Annotated in this window: 10 protein-coding genes; all 10 read left to right on the top strand. The window is 39.8% G+C overall.

The genetic code is table 11. The features are described 5' to 3' along the window. The first annotated feature begins 337 nt into the window (after window positions 1-337). Complete coding sequence (locus AAC601_RS17225; RefSeq protein ID WP_340153937.1) at window positions 338-1,168, top strand: ABC transporter ATP-binding protein; 831 nt, start codon at window positions 338-340, stop codon at window positions 1,166-1,168. Continuing rightward, window positions 1,158-1,952: a hypothetical protein gene (locus AAC601_RS17220; RefSeq protein WP_340153936.1), complete on the top strand. Its 795-nt coding sequence runs from the start codon at window positions 1,158-1,160 to the stop codon at window positions 1,950-1,952. The genes AAC601_RS17225 and AAC601_RS17220 overlap by 11 nt, the downstream gene beginning before the upstream one ends. A gap of 1 nt (window position 1,953) precedes the next feature. Further along, window positions 1,954-2,310, top strand: coding sequence for a GntR family transcriptional regulator (locus AAC601_RS17215; RefSeq protein WP_340153935.1), 357 nt, complete (start codon window positions 1,954-1,956; stop codon window positions 2,308-2,310). Between the two features lie 5 nt (window positions 2,311-2,315). Then, window positions 2,316-2,999, top strand: a complete 684-nt coding sequence (locus AAC601_RS17210; RefSeq protein WP_340153934.1) for a hypothetical protein — start codon at window positions 2,316-2,318, stop codon at window positions 2,997-2,999. 109 nt (window positions 3,000-3,108) lie between these two features. After that, the gene (locus tag AAC601_RS17205) at window positions 3,109-3,999 is read left to right on the top strand and encodes an ABC transporter ATP-binding protein (protein WP_303270279.1); all 891 of its coding nucleotides are present in this window, start codon (window positions 3,109-3,111) and stop codon (window positions 3,997-3,999) included. Beyond that, on the top strand, window positions 3,996-7,331 hold the full coding sequence (locus tag AAC601_RS17200) for a hypothetical protein (protein ID WP_340153933.1): 3,336 nt from the start codon (window positions 3,996-3,998) through the stop codon (window positions 7,329-7,331). Before AAC601_RS17205 ends, AAC601_RS17200 begins: the two co-directional genes overlap by 4 nt. A 5-nt stretch (window positions 7,332-7,336) precedes the next feature. Beyond that, window positions 7,337-8,839 (top strand): TolC family protein, encoded by a 1,503-nt coding sequence (locus AAC601_RS17195; RefSeq protein ID WP_340153932.1) that lies wholly within the window; start codon window positions 7,337-7,339, stop codon window positions 8,837-8,839. Between the two features lie 118 nt (window positions 8,840-8,957). Continuing rightward, window positions 8,958-10,016, top strand: a complete 1,059-nt coding sequence (locus tag AAC601_RS17190) for an efflux RND transporter periplasmic adaptor subunit (protein WP_303270282.1) — start codon at window positions 8,958-8,960, stop codon at window positions 10,014-10,016. 52 nt (window positions 10,017-10,068) lie between these two features. Continuing rightward, on the top strand, window positions 10,069-13,239 hold the full coding sequence (locus tag AAC601_RS17185) for an efflux RND transporter permease subunit (protein ID WP_340153931.1): 3,171 nt from the start codon (window positions 10,069-10,071) through the stop codon (window positions 13,237-13,239). Continuing rightward, on the top strand, window positions 13,232-17,965 hold the full coding sequence (locus AAC601_RS17180) for an efflux RND transporter permease subunit (protein WP_340153930.1): 4,734 nt from the start codon (window positions 13,232-13,234) through the stop codon (window positions 17,963-17,965). Before AAC601_RS17185 ends, AAC601_RS17180 begins: the two co-directional genes overlap by 8 nt. Window positions 17,966-18,094: the final 129 nt, after the last annotated feature.

Raw genomic sequence — 18,094 nt, 5'->3', positions numbered from 1 at the left:
CTATAGAAAATGAAAAGAATAAACTTATAGATACGCATCAGTCAGTCCTTCTAGAAAACACCAATGCCTAATTACTCTCTGATTCACACCCTTCATCAAGCATCCTACATCCATCACCCTACATCCCACATCCTACTTCCATCTTTAATCTTTAATCTATTGCCGGTCTGACCTTCGGTACTGACCTAAGTGGTATCTTCACTTCCTACTTCTAACTCCCCGCCAATTGGCGGGCTGGGGGGCTTCTCCCAACTTTTTTTCCCTTTCCCTTGCATATTTAAAATCAATCTTTTACTATTGCACTGTATTAGTTAAGTAGTACACTAAATCAGTAATAATGATTGCAATAAAAAACCTAACTTTTAATTACGCCAAAAAGCAGCAGCCGCTCTTCAATGAGTTGGATTGCGAGTTGCAAACGGGCAGCATAGTCGGCCTTTTGGGAAAAAACGGAGCAGGTAAAACCACCTTGCTCAAGCTCATGATCGGCTTATTATTTCCTGATAAGGGTGATATTTCTATTTTGGGGCAGGAACCTGCCAAACGGCAGCCCTCTCTTTTGCAGGATGTCTTTTTTGTTTCGGAGGAGTTTCATCTCCCTCCTATTTCCATCAATAACTATGTTAAGGCCAATGCCGGTTTCTATCCGCGATTTGATAAGAACTTACTACTTCGCTTAATCAAGGATTTTGAATTACCAGAAACCAAAAGCTTGCAAAAGCTATCTTATGGTCAGAAGAAAAAGTTCTTGATTTCATTCGCACTGGCTACCAAATGCCACTTGTTGGTACTTGATGAGCCCACCAACGGATTGGATATTCCTTCAAAATCTATTTTCCGTAAAGTATTGGCGGGTTCTTTGGATGAAGATCAGTTGGTTATCATTTCTACCCATCAAGTAAAAGATGTGGAAAATTTGATCGATAAGGTATTGATGTTGGATAATGGCAAGTTCATTATGCAAAAAGACCTTTATGAAATTGGCTCACAGCTGAATTTCTCCACGGTTTCCTCGGCAGAAGGCGAGCATATTTTGTACAGCGAAATGGTGCCGGGCGGCTTCCGCGTTATCACTCCACAGGAAAACGGAAATTCCAATGTAGATATAGAATTATTGTTTAACGCCATTGCCAATGGCCATGAAAACTTGAAAAAATATGTCCAATAATATATTCAATCTCAAAAGGTTTATAATGTTGGCCAAACAGCATTATATCCAAAACAAAAAGCTATTGTTATTTGCATCCGTAGCATATGTGGGGGTTATATTCCTACTGCTTACTATTGTGCAAATGGGCAATGACCGCGAACCACATGATCTGGAAATGTTCAGAGGATTTATTATCGGTTTCGTGGCCGTATTTGGTATTCTCTATACCGGTTATTCTTTCCCAGCTTTTAGAAGTAAAGAAAGCACCATCAATTATTTGATGCTACCCAGTTCGGTGCTGGAAAAGTTTTTATTTGAATTGATTACCAGATTAAGCATTGTGGTGATCCTACTTCCAGGGCTATTTTGGCTTACGTTCCACTTTCAGGGTTACTTCTTCAATCTGTTCACCCCTGAAAAATTTGAAAGCATTGGCTTCGGAATGGCGACAGATTTGGAATTTCCCGATCAGATTCAAGAGTTTCAATCCTGGTTTATGACCATGATCATAGCATTGGTGATGTTAGGCTTTGTTTTGCCTTTTACGGGCGGGGCCATGTTCAGCAAACAACCATTAGTTAAAACACTTTTTGCAGTAGCCTTAATCGTGATTTTTTATGTCGCTGTTACCTATGTCTTACTCGAACCCATGGGATTTGGTGAATACGAACCCAATGAGAGCCTGTGGCTAATGCCGCAAAGTGAAAAAGGGGCAATGCAATTTTTCGGCACTTTAGCCATCATCGGTAATTTGGTGATACTATTTGTGGCCTACAGAAAATTAAAAGAAAGGGAGGTATAAAATGGAATTTCAAAACGGCAAAAGCATATTTCTGCAGATAGCGGACAGCATTACCGACAAGGTGGTGAATGGTGAATTTCCTGCAGGCAAGAAAATTCCCTCAGTGCGAGAGTTAGCAGCTGAAATGGGGGTAAATCCGAATACTATCATGAGAACTTACAGTGAACTACAAGCTATGGATATTATAGAAAACCAAAGAGGCATTGGCTATTTCGTCAATGAAAATGCCCCTAAAATTATTTTAGAGGGCAAAAGAGAAGAATTCTTTAATCAGGTATTGCCTGAATTCTTGAAGCAAGCTCAGCTATTGGGCATTAGCGCCACTGAATTGAAAAAACATATTGAAAAAATAAACTGATCGTTATGAAACTAAGCAATAAAATATTGATCGGCCTCTTCGGTTTCTTATTCCTTTATATGATTGTGGCATTTACTGAAATGCGATTGAAAGGGGATTTAAATCGACTAGATGACAGCAACAGCATTTCAGAAACTGTTGACATTACAGCTGCAAACTATATTACGCTTTCTAATCTAGACCCACACGTCACGATTATTGGATCTGATAATCCTGAATTAGAAGTCAAAAGTATAAAAGGCAATATGTTGCAGCATTTAGAATATGAAATGATAGGGGATACACTGCATGTCATCTCCATAAAAATAGAGGAAAAGCAGTTGGTAAATCTGACCATTCATGTTCCCAAATCCACTTTTAGAGGGTTGAGTAGCACCCATTCCGGAGTCGTTATAGCAGACTTGCAACAAGAAACACTTGACATTCATCAAAAAGATGGCTGGGTCAGAATGACTGACAGTAATAAAATAGGTCAGCTTAATTTGATCGCTCAAAACACAGCCTATTTCAACTTTCTTAAAGGAGAAATTGATATTCTGAATACTACCATTGATGATTCAGAGGTTTCTATTCCACAGTCCATGAAATTGGTCAAAGGCTCTATGGCTAATAACTCCTATTTATACCTAGATGGGGCTAGCGAAATACAATTCAAAAAAGATGAAAGCAGTAGGCTGATCTTGAATTAACCCAATAAATCCATAGAGGCTGCAACAAAAAAGCAGTTGCAGCTTCTTACTTATATCCACTCAGAATGAAATACAGGCAACGATCTAAAGCTATCAACTTTAAAGCCCTATGAATATAGAAATAACAGGACTTACTAAAACCTATCCGAACGGACATACTGCGATTAAAGATGTGAATCTGGAAATCGGTAGTGGGATGTTCGGACTGCTGGGCCCTAATGGTGCCGGGAAATCCAGCTTTATGCGAGTGTTGGTTACAGCCCAACAAGCCTCCTCAGGCAAAATTCTGATGGACGGCTTGGATATTAATGAGAATCGTCAAAAAATTAGAACGCTCATTGGCTACCTGCCTCAGGATTTTACTTTTTTCTCAAAATTGAAGACCTGGGAATTTCTGGATTACGCTGCTCAATTATCTACCTCACTCAAAAAAAAGGACCGATTGATTAAAGTGGATCAACTGCTAGATCAGGTGGGCCTATTGGATGTGCGCGAAAGATTGGCTAACAAACTTTCAGGAGGGATGAAACGCAGGCTAGGAATAGCCCAGGCACTAATTGGTGAACCCAAATTATTAGTCATTGATGAACCTACAACGGGACTAGATCCGGAAGAACGAATCCGATTTCGAAATATCCTGTCAGATTTAAGTCAAAAGGATGTCACCATTATTCTTTCCACACATATTGTGGGCGATATCAGTAGTACTTGTCACAATATGGCCATGCTCAATAAGGGTGAAGTCGCTTTCAAAGGATCTCCTGAAGGCATGATCGAACAAGTAAGAGGTCATGTATGGCAAGTCAGTCTGAATGATGAAGAATTCAACAAAATTAAAGCTGAATATTCTGTGGTTTCTACCATTCCAATTGATGGGAAATGGGAGGTGCAAGTAATTGCAATCGATCAACCGCATCCCCGAGCCACTCATGCCAATCCGAATCTGGAGCATGCATATGTATATTTTATGGAAAATGAATTAGGCGTTTCACTGGTATGATTTCAATCAAAAACATACTCACCATCTCCCGTTTTGAAGCAAAAGTGCTGTGGAGAAACTGGTTTTTTAGAATTTTAGCTATAGCTGGTATAGGCTTCTTAACTATTTTCAATATCGCAGTTTTTTCTGAAGCCGATGTACCCAGATGGGCTAATCTTGCCAATAGTTGGATGATGCCTTATGCCAGTTTAGCTTTAATAGCAATCCCACAAGCAGCAGCCGTGATATTTTTAGCTTCTGGCCTAATTAAGAAGGATAAAAAAATTGATACAAACGAGGTCTTTTTTGTTCGCCCGATCAGTAATCTTGATTATGTTTTCGGGAAGGCATTGGCACTTTTTAAGCTCTTCTTTCTACTGAATTTGGTATTTGTATTACTATCACTAGTGTTTAACATTACCAGTCCTTACACCACCTTCGAGCCGCTGGCCTACGTCATTTACCCTTTATTGACCAGTATGCCGACTATTGTTTTTACCACCGGCTTATCCTTTTTATTGGTGACGCTCCTTAAAAACCAGCCGATTACCATTGTGCTGCTATTAGGAATTGCTGGTGTACAGTTAATTTACTATTTTGATCAGTTTTCTAATATTTTGGATTTTACCGCCTTTAGGCTTTCCATGTTTACTTCGGATATATCTGGTTTTGAAGATATGGAATTTGCCATTATGCAAAGGTCTTTTTACTTCATTGCAGGGATTGCCTTATTATTTATTACCGCCTTCTTTTTAGATCGATTGTCCAGCCATAGGACTACTAAGCCACTAACTGGCACTATTGGAATCCTGATCTTGGGCATTTCCGCTTTTGTGATGCTGCAACTATGGAATATCCGTCAGGATCCAATCGACTTGAGAGAAGAAATGATCAGCTTGAACGGTGAATGGGCAGAAGTTCCCAATATCACAATTGTGTCCAATTCCATTGAGATCGAATTGAAGAATCAGCAACTCTATGGCAAATCAGCCATGAAAGTTCAAAACAATAGCGGTCAGCTGCTTGATTCAATCTATTTCACACTTAATCCCGGACTTGCAATCGATCAGGTATCTGTTAATGGCAAAATCGTGGAAGCCCGCAAAAATCTGCAAATAGTATCTATAAATCAAGCTGGCAAGATTGCTCGTGGGGAAGAAATTGAAGTGGAAATTGAATACCATGGAGATATTAAACAATCTGCCGCGCACTTAGAAGTTGATCAGGAACGTTACGAGGCTGCTTACGAGTACTTTGCTTTTTCTCTGCAAAAAAAATACGCCTTTCTAGATGATGATTACGCATTGCTCACCAAAGATGTGCTCTGGTACCCTGACACGCAAATTGGATATAATCAGGAATCCTCTACAAGTGAACGACTGTCATTTATCAACTTTCAATTGAAAGTGAAAACGCAGGATGGCCAAATGGCTATTTCGCAGGGCGAATCAACTATAACTGATAATATTTTTGAATTCCAATCAGACTATGCGCTGCCCCAAATATCACTAGTGATCGGTGATTACGTAAAGAAAGATATTACAGTAGATTCGGTAAATTATGTACTCTATCACTATCGTAACAATGATTTTTTAACAAAACAATTGGACCAACTCTCTGATACTGTCCAATTCCTAATCGCTGATCTTGCCAATGAATATCAAGATGCCCAGAAAATTCAGTATCCTTTTAAACGACTCCAATTTGTAGAGACACCGCTACAGTTTACAGCTTATAATAAAATCTACGAAAGTCATCAGGCGTACCTACAGCCCGAAACTGTCTATTGGCCTGAAAAAGGAGGTGATATCCGTCAATTTGATCTGCGAATGCAATTGCGTGATATGAATAATCAAGCAAAGCGAAACAATCAAACCTTATCGGACAAACAAAAACAAGCGAATGTTTTTAATGACCTCATTAAGCGAGTGTTTACCAAACAAATTGGGGCAAAATACACTTTTGACGGCAATAATATAGATGATGCCGACTATTCCATTTTCCCTAACTACTATACCTACAATGCTGGTTTCGGCAGTGAAGAATGGCCACTGCTCAACAGCAGCATTGCTACCTATTTAAAAAATGAAAAGAAAGCCCAAAGAGATTTCTCGAGAGATAGATATGGAATTTCATTTACCGAGGAATGTAACAAGCTCATGAGAGAGTCTTCTCTTGAAGAGATTTTATCTCAGGCAGAATTCAACAAAATTCAGAAGTCTATCTCCTTAAAAAGCCAATATCTATTTTCATACTTGGGTGAGTTGGTAGGAGAAAGCAATTTTAAAAGCTTTCTTTTCGACTGGGTCAATGCACACAGTCATCAGCTAACAAGCTATCAAGAGTTGCGAAAAGCATTGATAGCTGAATTTCAGCTCGACCTGGATCCCATTATAGAAAAAGTATATTCAGAAACAGCGCAAGCTGCCTTTGTAATACAAGATCTTCAGAAATATGAAGTATTGGATGGAGATAGAAAGCGATTTCAAATTTTAGTTGAAATAAAAAATATTGGGGATAATGATGGGGTCGTTGAAGTGAATTTCGTCACTGGAAATGATGAAGATGATGATGATTTCTGGAGAAATAAGGTAAATGAAGAAACGGAAACTGAAAAAGCCGGGCAACTGTCTGTCATCAGAAAAGGAGAAACGAAGTTACTCGGCTTTGTTCTAGATGAAAAACCTGACAATATCACCATCAACACCATTATATCCAGAAACATCCCTTCAAAAATTAATATGTCCATAGGTCCCTTGAGTAAACGAGAAGGAGCCACCTTATTCGAAGGAGAACGCATAATCAATCAAGAAACAACTACTCATCTGAATGAGCTGATTGTAGATAATGAAGATGCTGGATTTAGCAGTTTTAGTCCAATAAAACCAACTTACCTAAAAGCTTATCTCGATAGTCGAAAAACAACTGAACAGGAATATTATGGGAGCTGGGATCGCCCCTATTCAAAATGGCTGGCCACTACAGGTTCAGATTTTTACGGTGAAGTGATTCGATCTGCTCATTTTGCCCGCTCTGGTAGTGGTGAGAAGGTCGTAACATGGACGTCTGAATTTAAAGAAGAGGGCTTTTATGATATTTATACCTATATGAAGGGAAAGAATCAGAATGAATACAGTGGCAGTGATGGCAATAGTAAACAGTATTTCTATCACTATATCATCAAGCACGCAGATGGTGAGGATAACATCAATTACAATATTTCTAATGCAGAACCAGGTTGGAATTTCCTGGGATCATATTATTTCAATGAAGAAGGAGGAAGCGTTTCGCTAACAGATGAATGCGACCTTCGGACAGTTTATGCAGATGCGATAAAATGGGTTAAGCAATAACAATTATGAACAGAACTAAAGAAATTCAAAGGAAAACATCCGCTGCCGTCAGCAAACTGGCGGTGATGCTGATGATCATGGGCTGCTGTATAGTCTCCCAACAAGTGTTGGCACAAAATACGCTTACGCTGCAGGAAGCAATCGAAATTGCACAACAAAAGAGTCCTACAATAAAAAAATCGAAACTTAACCTATACGGAAATCAAAGAAGTCTGGACGCACAGCGTGCTGCTTTAAAATCCAGATTTTCCTTAGATGTGACGCCTTTTGATTATAATCGAAACCGAAACTTTAACGACTTATTTTCACAGTGGAATACGAATGAAGACTATAACTCTTTCGCTAATTTTTCAGTGTCACAGCCAATCGTAGCTACAGACGGCACAGTTTCTCTAATCAACCAGTTTGGCTACCGTGATAATTACTCTGAATTTCAAGATGTCAGAACAAAAACCTTTAGCAATAATCTGTACCTGCAGGTAGAACAACCCATTTTCACCTACAATAGAACAAAACTTCAGTTAAAAGAATTGGAGCTTAACTTGGAAAATGCCCAAATCAGCAATGGAATACAGCTCTTGAGCCTAGAACAAAATGTGACACAGTCCTTCTACAATTTCTATCAGCGTCAAAATAATTTAGAAATCGCCACTGATGAATACGAAAATCAGAAAGTTAGCTATGATATAACTTTAAATAAAGTAGAAGCCGATCTTTTGGCTAAGGAAGAATTGTATCAGGCTGAACTAAACTTAGCTTCCTCCAAATCAACAATGGAGAACAATGAAGTATTGCTCAACAATGCTTCGGATGATTTTAAACTCCTCTTGGGTATTGATTTAGATGAGGATATTGAAGTCTTGGTGGATATCGATTTCATCACCCGAAAAGTTGATCTCGCTAAAGCCATAACCCACGGACTTGAACACCGCATGGAATTAAGACAGCGCGGGATGGATATAGAGCGATCGAAATTTGAATTAATCCGCACCAGGGCATTAAATGAATTTAAAGGATCCGTTGCTCTCTCATTGGGTGTTTTTGGTGATAACGAACAAGCACCAGAAGTATATGAGCAACCCAATTTAAATCCTCGGGTCGCCATAACCTTCAATATCCCGATTTGGGATTGGGGCGAAAATAAAGCTAGAATGGATGCTGCCAATGCTAATCTTGAAATCAATAAAGTGGATTTACAAGTGGAAGAGAACAACATCATTATCAGCATCAGAAAGATCTACAGAAACCTTCAAAATCTGGAAAATCAGATTTCCATCGCTGAACAAAATGTGGAAAATGCCAAGCTTACTTATGATATCAATCTTGAAAGATACAAAAATGGAGATCTGACCAGTATAGATCTCAACAGATTTCAAAGCCAGCTTTCGGAGAAGAAAAGTGCGCTAGCTGATGCCTTGATTAATTACAAAATGGAATTACTAAATCTTAAGGTTCAGTCACTGTACGATTTCGAGAAGAATGAACCAGTGATGATAAGGAATTATTAGTTATAGGTTATAGGTGATAGGTTTTAAGCTATTCTACATATAGAATAGACACTCTACCTACTACCTAACACCTAATACTTACTACTTAAAACTTACAACACTACTTAAATCTAACAATATGAAAAAGCTATTAACTTGGAGTACTCCCCTTCTATTGATGACTATTTTATGGTCATGCGGTAATGAAGAGTCCAATATTCAAACAGAAATAAAGATTCCCGTTTCGGTGGTCAGTATCAAGCCAGCAAGCATCTCAAGATTTATTGAGACCACAGGAACGGTATATTCTTCCAAAGAAGGCACTATGAAATCGGAAATGAGCGGACTTTACCGTATTCAACGAAATCCAGCTACCGGAAAGCCTTTTGCACTAGGCGATGCTGTAAAAGCCAATCAGATTGTAATAAGGCTTGAAAATGAGGAGTTTGTCAATGGTCTGCAAGTAGAAGGTAAAAGACTTAATTTAGAGTTGGCCGAAAACAATCTTGAAAAACAAAAATCACTTTATGATAAAGGAGGCGTTACCCAAACGGAATTGAAAAATGCCTCTATACAGTACGTGAATGCCAAATATTCCTTTGAAAATGCGGAGATTCAGTTGGCAAAAATGGCTGTAAGAGCACCATTTGACGGGGTAATAGTGGAACTTCCATACCATACCGATGGTGTGAAAATTGATCAGGGAACTGCGCTTTTTAGAGTCATGGAATATGATAAACTCTTAATGGACGTAAAACTACCTGAAAAGCATTTGCCTGAAGTCACTTTAGATCAACTGGTGCAAATTACCAATTACAATATTGGCAATGACACCATTGAAGGAAGGATCAGCCAAATTTCTCCTATCGTCAATCCGGATACGCGAACATTCCAAAGTGTTCTACAAATCAACAATGAAAAACGCTCACTACGGCCGGGTATGTTTATTAAAGCGGCTATTCTTTCTGAGAAACGCGACAGCACCATCGTGATTCCTAAAGAAACGGTAATCTCACGACAAGATGCTAAAGTGGTTTTTATAGTAGAAAATGGTATAGCCACAGAAAAGCAAATCACCACCGGACTCGAAACCATGGATGAGATAGAAGTATTGAGTGGACTGAAAATCAACGACCGATTAGTAGTCACTGGATTTGAGACGCTAAGAAATAAATCTAAGGTAAGTGTATTACAATAAATGCTGATCGTCAGATCACATCTAATGTTTCCATTATTTAACCCCAACTAAATTGAAAAAGATAGTTTCACTGGCCGTATCATACCCTATTTCCATCCTCATGATGGTTTTAGCGGTAATTTTATTAGGTACCATCTCTTTTGGAAAACTACCAATTGAACTGTTTCCTGATTTAAAGAACCCTACGCTATTCGTAGAATTAAAAGCGGGCATTAAACCGCCTTCTGAAATTGAAAAGCAATTTATAGAGTCGATTGAGTCTGTTGCGATCCGACAAAATGGAGCTGTAGAAGTCAGTTCCATTAGTCAAACAGGCTACGGACGCGTTACCGTTCAATATGATTGGGGTAAAGATATGGACGAAGCATTTTTGGATCTTCAGAAATCGCTCTCCAATTTCTCTTTAGATGAGGAGATTGAAGAATTCGTGATCTCCCAATTTGATCCTAATGCCACTCCTATCATGGTATTGGGAATCTATAACCCCAATTCTGCTGATACTGAAGCACTAAGAAAAGTAGCTGAGAATAATTTCAGAAATGAGATCATCCGACTGCCCGGAATTGCTGAAGTTAGACTTTCGGGTGAGCAGGAAAAAGAAGTGGTTTTAGAGACAGACCCAAACTTATTGGCTTCTTATGGACTTACAGTCAATGATATAGTAGCAAAAATAGAGAACTATAACCGGAACGTTTCTGGTGGATTTATTGAAGAGTTGGGTCGTAAATATGTCATTAAGGGACTAGGTATAATTGAAAATCCGGAAGACTTACAAGAGCTGGTAGTGGGTTATACCAGTAGAGAAAACAGCGGTACTAATCCCGCTTCCGCTCAAGTAAGTCCTGAAGCAGCCCAACAAGCTTCTGTACCACAGGCCTCAACAGCTGGCCAAGTTCCTGTGCTCTTGCGAGAAGTAGCTACACTGAAAATATTAGATAAAGAAGCCAACAGCATCGTGCGAGTAAATCAGCAACGAAGCTTGGGGATGTCCATCTTTAAAGAAACGAAATACAATACTGTAAATGCGGTAAATGAATTGACTGCAGCCTTGGATGGTTTAAAAAAATCTGTTCCCGGCTATGAATTTGTCGTGATTCAAAATCAAGGAAGATTTATTCAGGGCGCTATTGATGAAGTGAAAGATTCAGGACTTTATGGTGCACTTTTCGCAGTCATTATCTTATTCGTTTTCCTACGAAGAATAGGCTCTACATTGATCATTAGCATCGCTATTCCGGTTTCGATTATAGCCACCTTCAATTTGATGTATTTCAATGGTCTTACCTTAAATGTAATGACTCTTGGAGGTTTGGCTCTAGGAGCAGGTATGTTAGTAGATAATGCCATTGTAGTGGTAGAAGCCATTTTTCGAAGACGTGAAGAAGGCATGAGCGTAATAGATGCTGCTATCAAAGGAACGAGTGATGTGAGTGGTGCAATTACAGCCTCTACGCTTACTACCATAGTGGTTTTTTTGCCGATTGTCTATTTACAAGGACCATCCGGAGAATTATTTAAAGATCAGGCATGGACGGTGGCTTTTTCACTCATTTCCTCTCTGGCCGTAGCCATTTTGGTTATCCCAATGCTCTTTTCTCAAATTTTCCGCAAGGATAAGACCAAGCAAATGGAGAAGCCGCTTAAGTATAAGGCTTATCGTAGTTTCTTAGATAAAGTATTGCGCTACCGAATTGCATTTATTGTGATTTCATTTCTACTGGTTTTAGGTTCTTACCAACTGATCGAGATTATTGGCAGCGAATATATGCCGCAAGCAGGCACCAAAGCCATATCCGTTGACCTCAAGCTAAGCAATGGCACTCCGCTATCGAGAACATCTTCCACAGTGGATCAAATCGAAGGTCAGTTGCTGGTCCTTTTTGAAGGACAGCTTAAGCACGTGTATTCGCATATTGGCCCTGAGAAAAGCCAGTCTGGCATCGATAACGAAAATGTATATGATGAAAATAAGGCCAACATTAAACTCATATTCAAAGAGGATTTAGAGTTGGATATTACCACAGTAACCTCCACCCTATCGACTTATTTTGAGGGAATTCCCGGCATTACCGCCAGCTTCTCGAATGACGAAAGTGCGTTGAATGCAGTCTTGGGCGAAGAGCAAATGCCTTTGGTAGTGGAAGTGAGTGGAGCGGAATTTAAAACCCTAAGTGTTCTATCAGATTCTGTGATGCTCATCATGAACCGCAATGATAATATTTACGAGGCGGTTTCTAATCTGGAAGAAGGAGTACCACAAATCAAGGTGGATGTAGATAAATATCGAGCGGGATTACTACAGCTGTCGATTGATGATGTTATTAACCAAATCAAAGATCAGCTGGAAGGTAAAAAAGCGGGTACTTTGGAGCGTGGTGGCGAACTACAGGACATCATGGTCAAAGTACCGAAAATCTCGCTTTCAGGACTGGAAAATATGAGAATTAAAAGTAGCGAACGAGAATTCCCTCTCAGTGAGATTGCCGATGTAAGTGTGCAATATGCTGCTAATTCTATTTACAGAAAAAACCAAAGTAGAATGGTAACACTGGGCGCCAGAGTAAATCAGAATAAGCCTTACGATCAGATTGTGAAGTCTATTGATGCTTCCTTTTCAGAAATGACTGTGCCTCCTCAATACAAAATTAATGTAGCCGGTCAGGAAGAAAAACGTAAGGAGTCCATGGCAAACCTCACCTTCTCTCTTATACTTTCTGTGCTACTGGTTTATATGGTTCTGGCTTCTCAGTTTGAATCACTTTTACATCCCTTCACGATTTTGCTCACCATTCCATTGGCTTGTGTGGGAGCGCTCGTTTCTTTCTGGATCTTGGGAATGTCCTTAAATATGATGGCCTTTATTGGGATTATCATGCTCGCAGGAATAGCCGTGAACAATTCCATTATACTGGTGGACAGTATTAATCGAAATAAACGGAGTGGAATGGCTTTGAGGGAATCAATCTTAGATGCAGCGCAGCGCAGATTCAGACCGATCATCATGACAAGTCTAACCACAATTTTAGCTCTTCTTCCATTAACATTTGGTTTCGGAGAGAGTGCAGCGCTTCGTGCCCCAATGGCTATAGCGGTAATTGGTGGTTTAGTATCCTCCACATTGCTAACCCTAATTGTGATCCCGTGCTTCTATGAAAGCATCGAAAATCTAATCAGCAAGATTAGAGGAAGTAAAGGCGTACAAAACGAAGCGGCTCATGAGTAAGAACGGACTTTTACATACGATTATTAAGAGGAAAGTACTAGTTTCCATGCTATTCATTGGCTTTTCGGTGATGGGCTATATTTCCTATAACAAATTGCCAGTTGAGCTTTTCCCAAATGTTGAACTACCGGTATTGATAGTGCAGGTTGGCACAACTTCTGAAGTAGATCCAAAATACATGGAACGGGAAGCCATTGTGCCGCTTGAAAGTGCTATCAGTACGTTGGAAGGAATTGAAGAGATCACCTCTAATGCCGATAGCCAGCAAGGCATGATCTTTATTTCCTTCCGAAAAGGAGTCAACATCAAATACGCCTATCTAAAGTTGGAACAAAAAGTAGGCGCCATCAAATCTGATCTGGGGTCTGAATTTCTGGTCAATATTATTAAAATTGATACGGATCAGTTCACCAATGCTTTTATGGATTTGCAAGTACTGGGCAGCAGTGGCGTAGATCGGGTCAGAAATGTTACGGATCAATACATTACCGACCGACTGAACGATATTGAGGGCATTGGGGGCGTGGAAGTATTTGGTGGTCGTCAGAAAACGGTCGAGATCATCATGAATGATGCGGTCTGTGAAGCAAATGGGATTACACCCAATACCATCAGTAGTGTACTCTCGCAGAACTCTAATAAAAGTGCTTTTGCCGGACAGATTGAAAGAAATGGTGAACAAATTTTTGTCAATGTTACAGCCGAATTAAAGGACATTAAGAACATCCAAAACCTTGTCGTTTCAGAAAAAGGCCCTTTGCTATTGAGCGATGTAGCCGATGTCTTCTTTGGAGTAAAAAAGCAGACCTCTCTAAGTCGGATTAACGGAAAAGATGCCGTTTCCATTCGCTTATCAAAAGCTCCGCAAGCAAATCTAATTGCACTTTCAGAAACAAGTTTAGAAGCAATTGATGCCATAAATGAAGACCTGGAAGCATTGGGCGTGGAGATTGTGGTACAAAGCAATCAGGCTGAGTTGATGAACTCCAATATAGATCAGATTAAAAACCTGGCAGTGACTGGGGGTCTATTGGCCATTTTTGTTCTATGGGTATTTCTACGAAGGTTAAAATTCATTTTGAGCATTGCGCTCGCCATTCCTATTTCGGTCTATACTGCTTTCAATTTTTTCTATGCAGCAGGTATTTCTATCAATAGCCTTACGCTTATTGGTATGGCACTGGCCATAGGGATGCTGTTGGATAATAGTGTCGTGGTATTGGAAAACATCTACCGACATGTAGTCAATAAAAAGAAAAAAGAAGATGCTGTTGTAGACGGTACCAAGGAAGTAATGCGATCAGTCATTGCTGCTACCTTAACTACGGTCACGGTATTCCTGCCCTTTATTTTCTCCTCCAATTTCCTGATCACCATGATCGGAACGCATATTGGAATTTCCATCATTTCAACCTTATTGGTTTCTTTGGTCGTGGCGCTAGTTTTAATTCCGATGCTTGCACATTCTGCCATTAACAAAGAAGATCAGGAAAAGGCACCGCTAATTAAAAATGCTTCCATTCGCCAAAGGATGATCCAGATGTATGTGGTGATTTTGAAGTCCTGTTTTAGGAGGCCACTTTTTACGGTTATCGGTGGACTGGTACTGTTTTTCGTCACCATTGGGCTTAGCTTTTTAGTGAGTATGACGGGACCGACTGAAGTAGAAGATACGCAAATGAATATGTTTGTGACCATGCCACAGGGCGCCACATTAGAGACTACAGATCTGAAGACGAGGAGTATTGAGGAGAAAGTGATGGAAATCCCAGTAGTGGACAAAGTGATCAGTCAGATTTCCGAAGGTGATGCGGTACTTACTGTGATGCTAATAGAAGGATTTAAAGATTTAGACAGCATTTCTATACCAGACGTTCAAAACAAATTAAAGAGTATCAGCTCTAGTTTTGAAGATATGGACATTTCATTGGATGAGCCACCGCCTAGCAGAAGTGGCCAAAGTGGGGTTGGAAGTTCAGCTTCTAGTGATTTTGAAAGAATGTTAGGAATTGGAACTCCTACAGAACGCATTATTATCAAAGGCCAGGACTTTGAATTGATGAAAATCATTGCGAATGATATCAATAACTATGTAAGTGGATTGCAATCCATTAAAAGAAGTACGGTGAATATTAGCCCAGAGCGTCCAGAAGCTCATATTCTCTTTGATCAAAAGCGCATGAGTGCTAATATGATCACGCAGCAAAATGTAGCAATTGGCCTTAATGATTTCCAGCCTTCTTTTTCTTCTGGTTCCAACTTTGTGAGTGGTGGTGAAGAATTTGAAATCACCATCCAAACACAAAATCAAGTGAATCAGGCCGCTAAGGAGATGAAAGACCTACGAGAGATGCCTATTACAAGTACAACGGGTGTATCGCATTCTCTTGCTGATATTGGTTCTGTGATTTATTCTTCTGGAGAAAGCACCATCACCAGATTGAATCAGGAAAAACGAATTGAGATTACCTACAGTTTTATTGATGAAGTTACCAAATCAGAATCTCTCTTGGAATCTTCCCGAGTGGAAATTGACCAGGTTGTGAGTAGCGTCAATATTCCAAAAGGAATGGTGGTAGATGTAATTCACGATGAAGGCATGTATGATGAACTCTACTTCTTTATTTTTGCTGCTATTATGATCATTTTCATGATTTTAGCGGCAGTTTTCGAATCCATCTACTTGCCAATTGTGATCATGTTCTCGATTCCTCTGGCTGGCATAGGCGCTTTCTTAGGACTGACTTTCACCGGAAATTCACTGTTGAATGCGAATACCTTGATAGGATTGATGATCCTGTTAGGTGTTGTGGTCAATAATGGAATTATCCTGATTGACTATTCTCGGATTTTGAGAAGAAGAGGTTATAACAAATACCGATCCTTGATGATGAGTGGGATTTCACGCATCAGGCCTATCCTGATTACTTCCATTACCACTTTTGTGGCCATGTTGCCTTTGGCACTGGGAGATGCAGAATATGTGACCAGCATAGGCCAACCTTTTGCTGTAACAGTTATGGGCGGACTCGCTTTTGCTACAATCCTAACCCTGATCTACATTCCGACTATGAGTGCCGGGTTGGAAAGCGTATTACAGTGGTTCCGAAATCTAAAAATGAGCACTAAGCTCATACAGATTGCCCTCATGATCTTTTTTGCTAGCTTAATTTATCTGCAAATTGAAGGAATGCTTTGGCAGGTAATCTGGTTTCTTTCCGCTATTATTCTGATTCCGGGTGGTACCTATTTCATCATGACCTCGCTACGTCAAGCCAATGCTAAAATGGTAGCGCCAGATGAGGCTATGCATATTGAGATTCAAAACCTGACCAAAGTTTATGGTCGAGACAAACGATGGATTAGAGAATGGAAAGGCAATAAGCGTCTGTTTGATGAGCGTAATGAAGAACCGGTTTCCCGAAAATCAATCCTGCAAAATTCAATATGGCAAGGGGCATTGATTGCATTTCTGGTGTATTTCATCTATTTCTTTTTGGATAAGGCCTTCTGGCAACTGCTTTTTATGATTTCTCTGCATGCTTTATTGCTATCCATCTTCAAGGAAGTAGCACAACTAGCAGGAAAAGGACGGAAACTTATTAGATTTATCTATTCCATATTGTACTGGGGCTTTCCGATCATCAGTGCGGTATATCTCTATAGCGATATACAAGTGAAAGGCGTAGGGGTATTCCTGATCATACTATGGTTCACTGGTCTATTTCTGGTACGCGTAGCTAGAAAGCTTTCAGAAAAACCAGTGGTAGTTGAGCAAATTAAAGGACGTTTTGCTAAAATCAAAAGGTTGTATTATAAGCTATTGTTGGCTATTCCTTATGTAAAACCTAAGAAATCACAATTTAAAGCACTTAAAGGGGTGAGCCTCAATATTGAGCAAGGTATGTTCGGACTTTTAGGACCAAATGGCGCAGGTAAAACAACACTGATGAGGATTCTCTGCGGTATTATGGATCAAAGTTATGGTAAGATCTGGATCAATGGACATGACACTACTCTAAAGCGAGAGGAACTTCAAGGGCTTATTGGATATCTGCCTCAAGCCTTTGGAACTTATGAAAATATGACGCCATATGAGTTTTTAGATTATCAGGCCATTCTGAGAAAAATCAGCCAAAAAGATGTGCGGGAAGAGCGAGTTCAATACGTACTCAAAGCAGTGCATATGGATGAGCACCAGCATAAGAAGATTGGCTCTTTCTCTGGTGGGATGAAACAGCGAATTGGAATCGCACAAATACTGCTTCACTTGCCGAAGATTTTGGTTGTAGATGAGCCTACTGCCGGACTTGATCCATTGGAAAGAATCCGTTTCAGGAATCTATTAGTAGAATTGAGTCGCGAGCGGATTGTAGTTTTCTCTACTCATATCATTGAAGATATTGCAAGTAGTTGTAACAACTTAGCAGTGTTGATTTCTGGAAATATAGAGTATATGGGCAGTCCGACTACTATGGCGGAGCTGGCTGATGATAAAGTATGGGAGTTTCACCTTTCACCAGAGCAATTTGAAGCGAAGAAGGAAAATTATTTGATTGTTCATCACATGCGAGAAGGTGACCAGATTCGGGTAAAATGCCTTGCGGGTGAGCAACCAAGGGAAGATGCGGTGCATGTGCGGGCTAACTTGGAGGATGCGTATTTGTGGTTGATGAAGAGTAAAAATAATAAGGAAAAGAAGTTGGGAGAGGGATCCCCCCCCTAACCCGCCTCAAGGGGGAGCCGCACTGAACATTCTTTTACTTTTTACTTTGATAGTTGGTGGTAGTGGAGAAAATAGTGACAAAATTTAGTATTTACTACCAACAAAAATCCGTGAGTCTATCCCCTTGAG

Origin of the sequence: uncultured Marivirga sp. (assembly GCF_963974845.1) — a bacterium.
Lineage (GTDB): Bacteria > Bacteroidota > Bacteroidia > Cytophagales > Cyclobacteriaceae > Marivirga > Marivirga harenae.
This window is presented reverse-complemented; position numbering and strand designations above follow the sequence as displayed.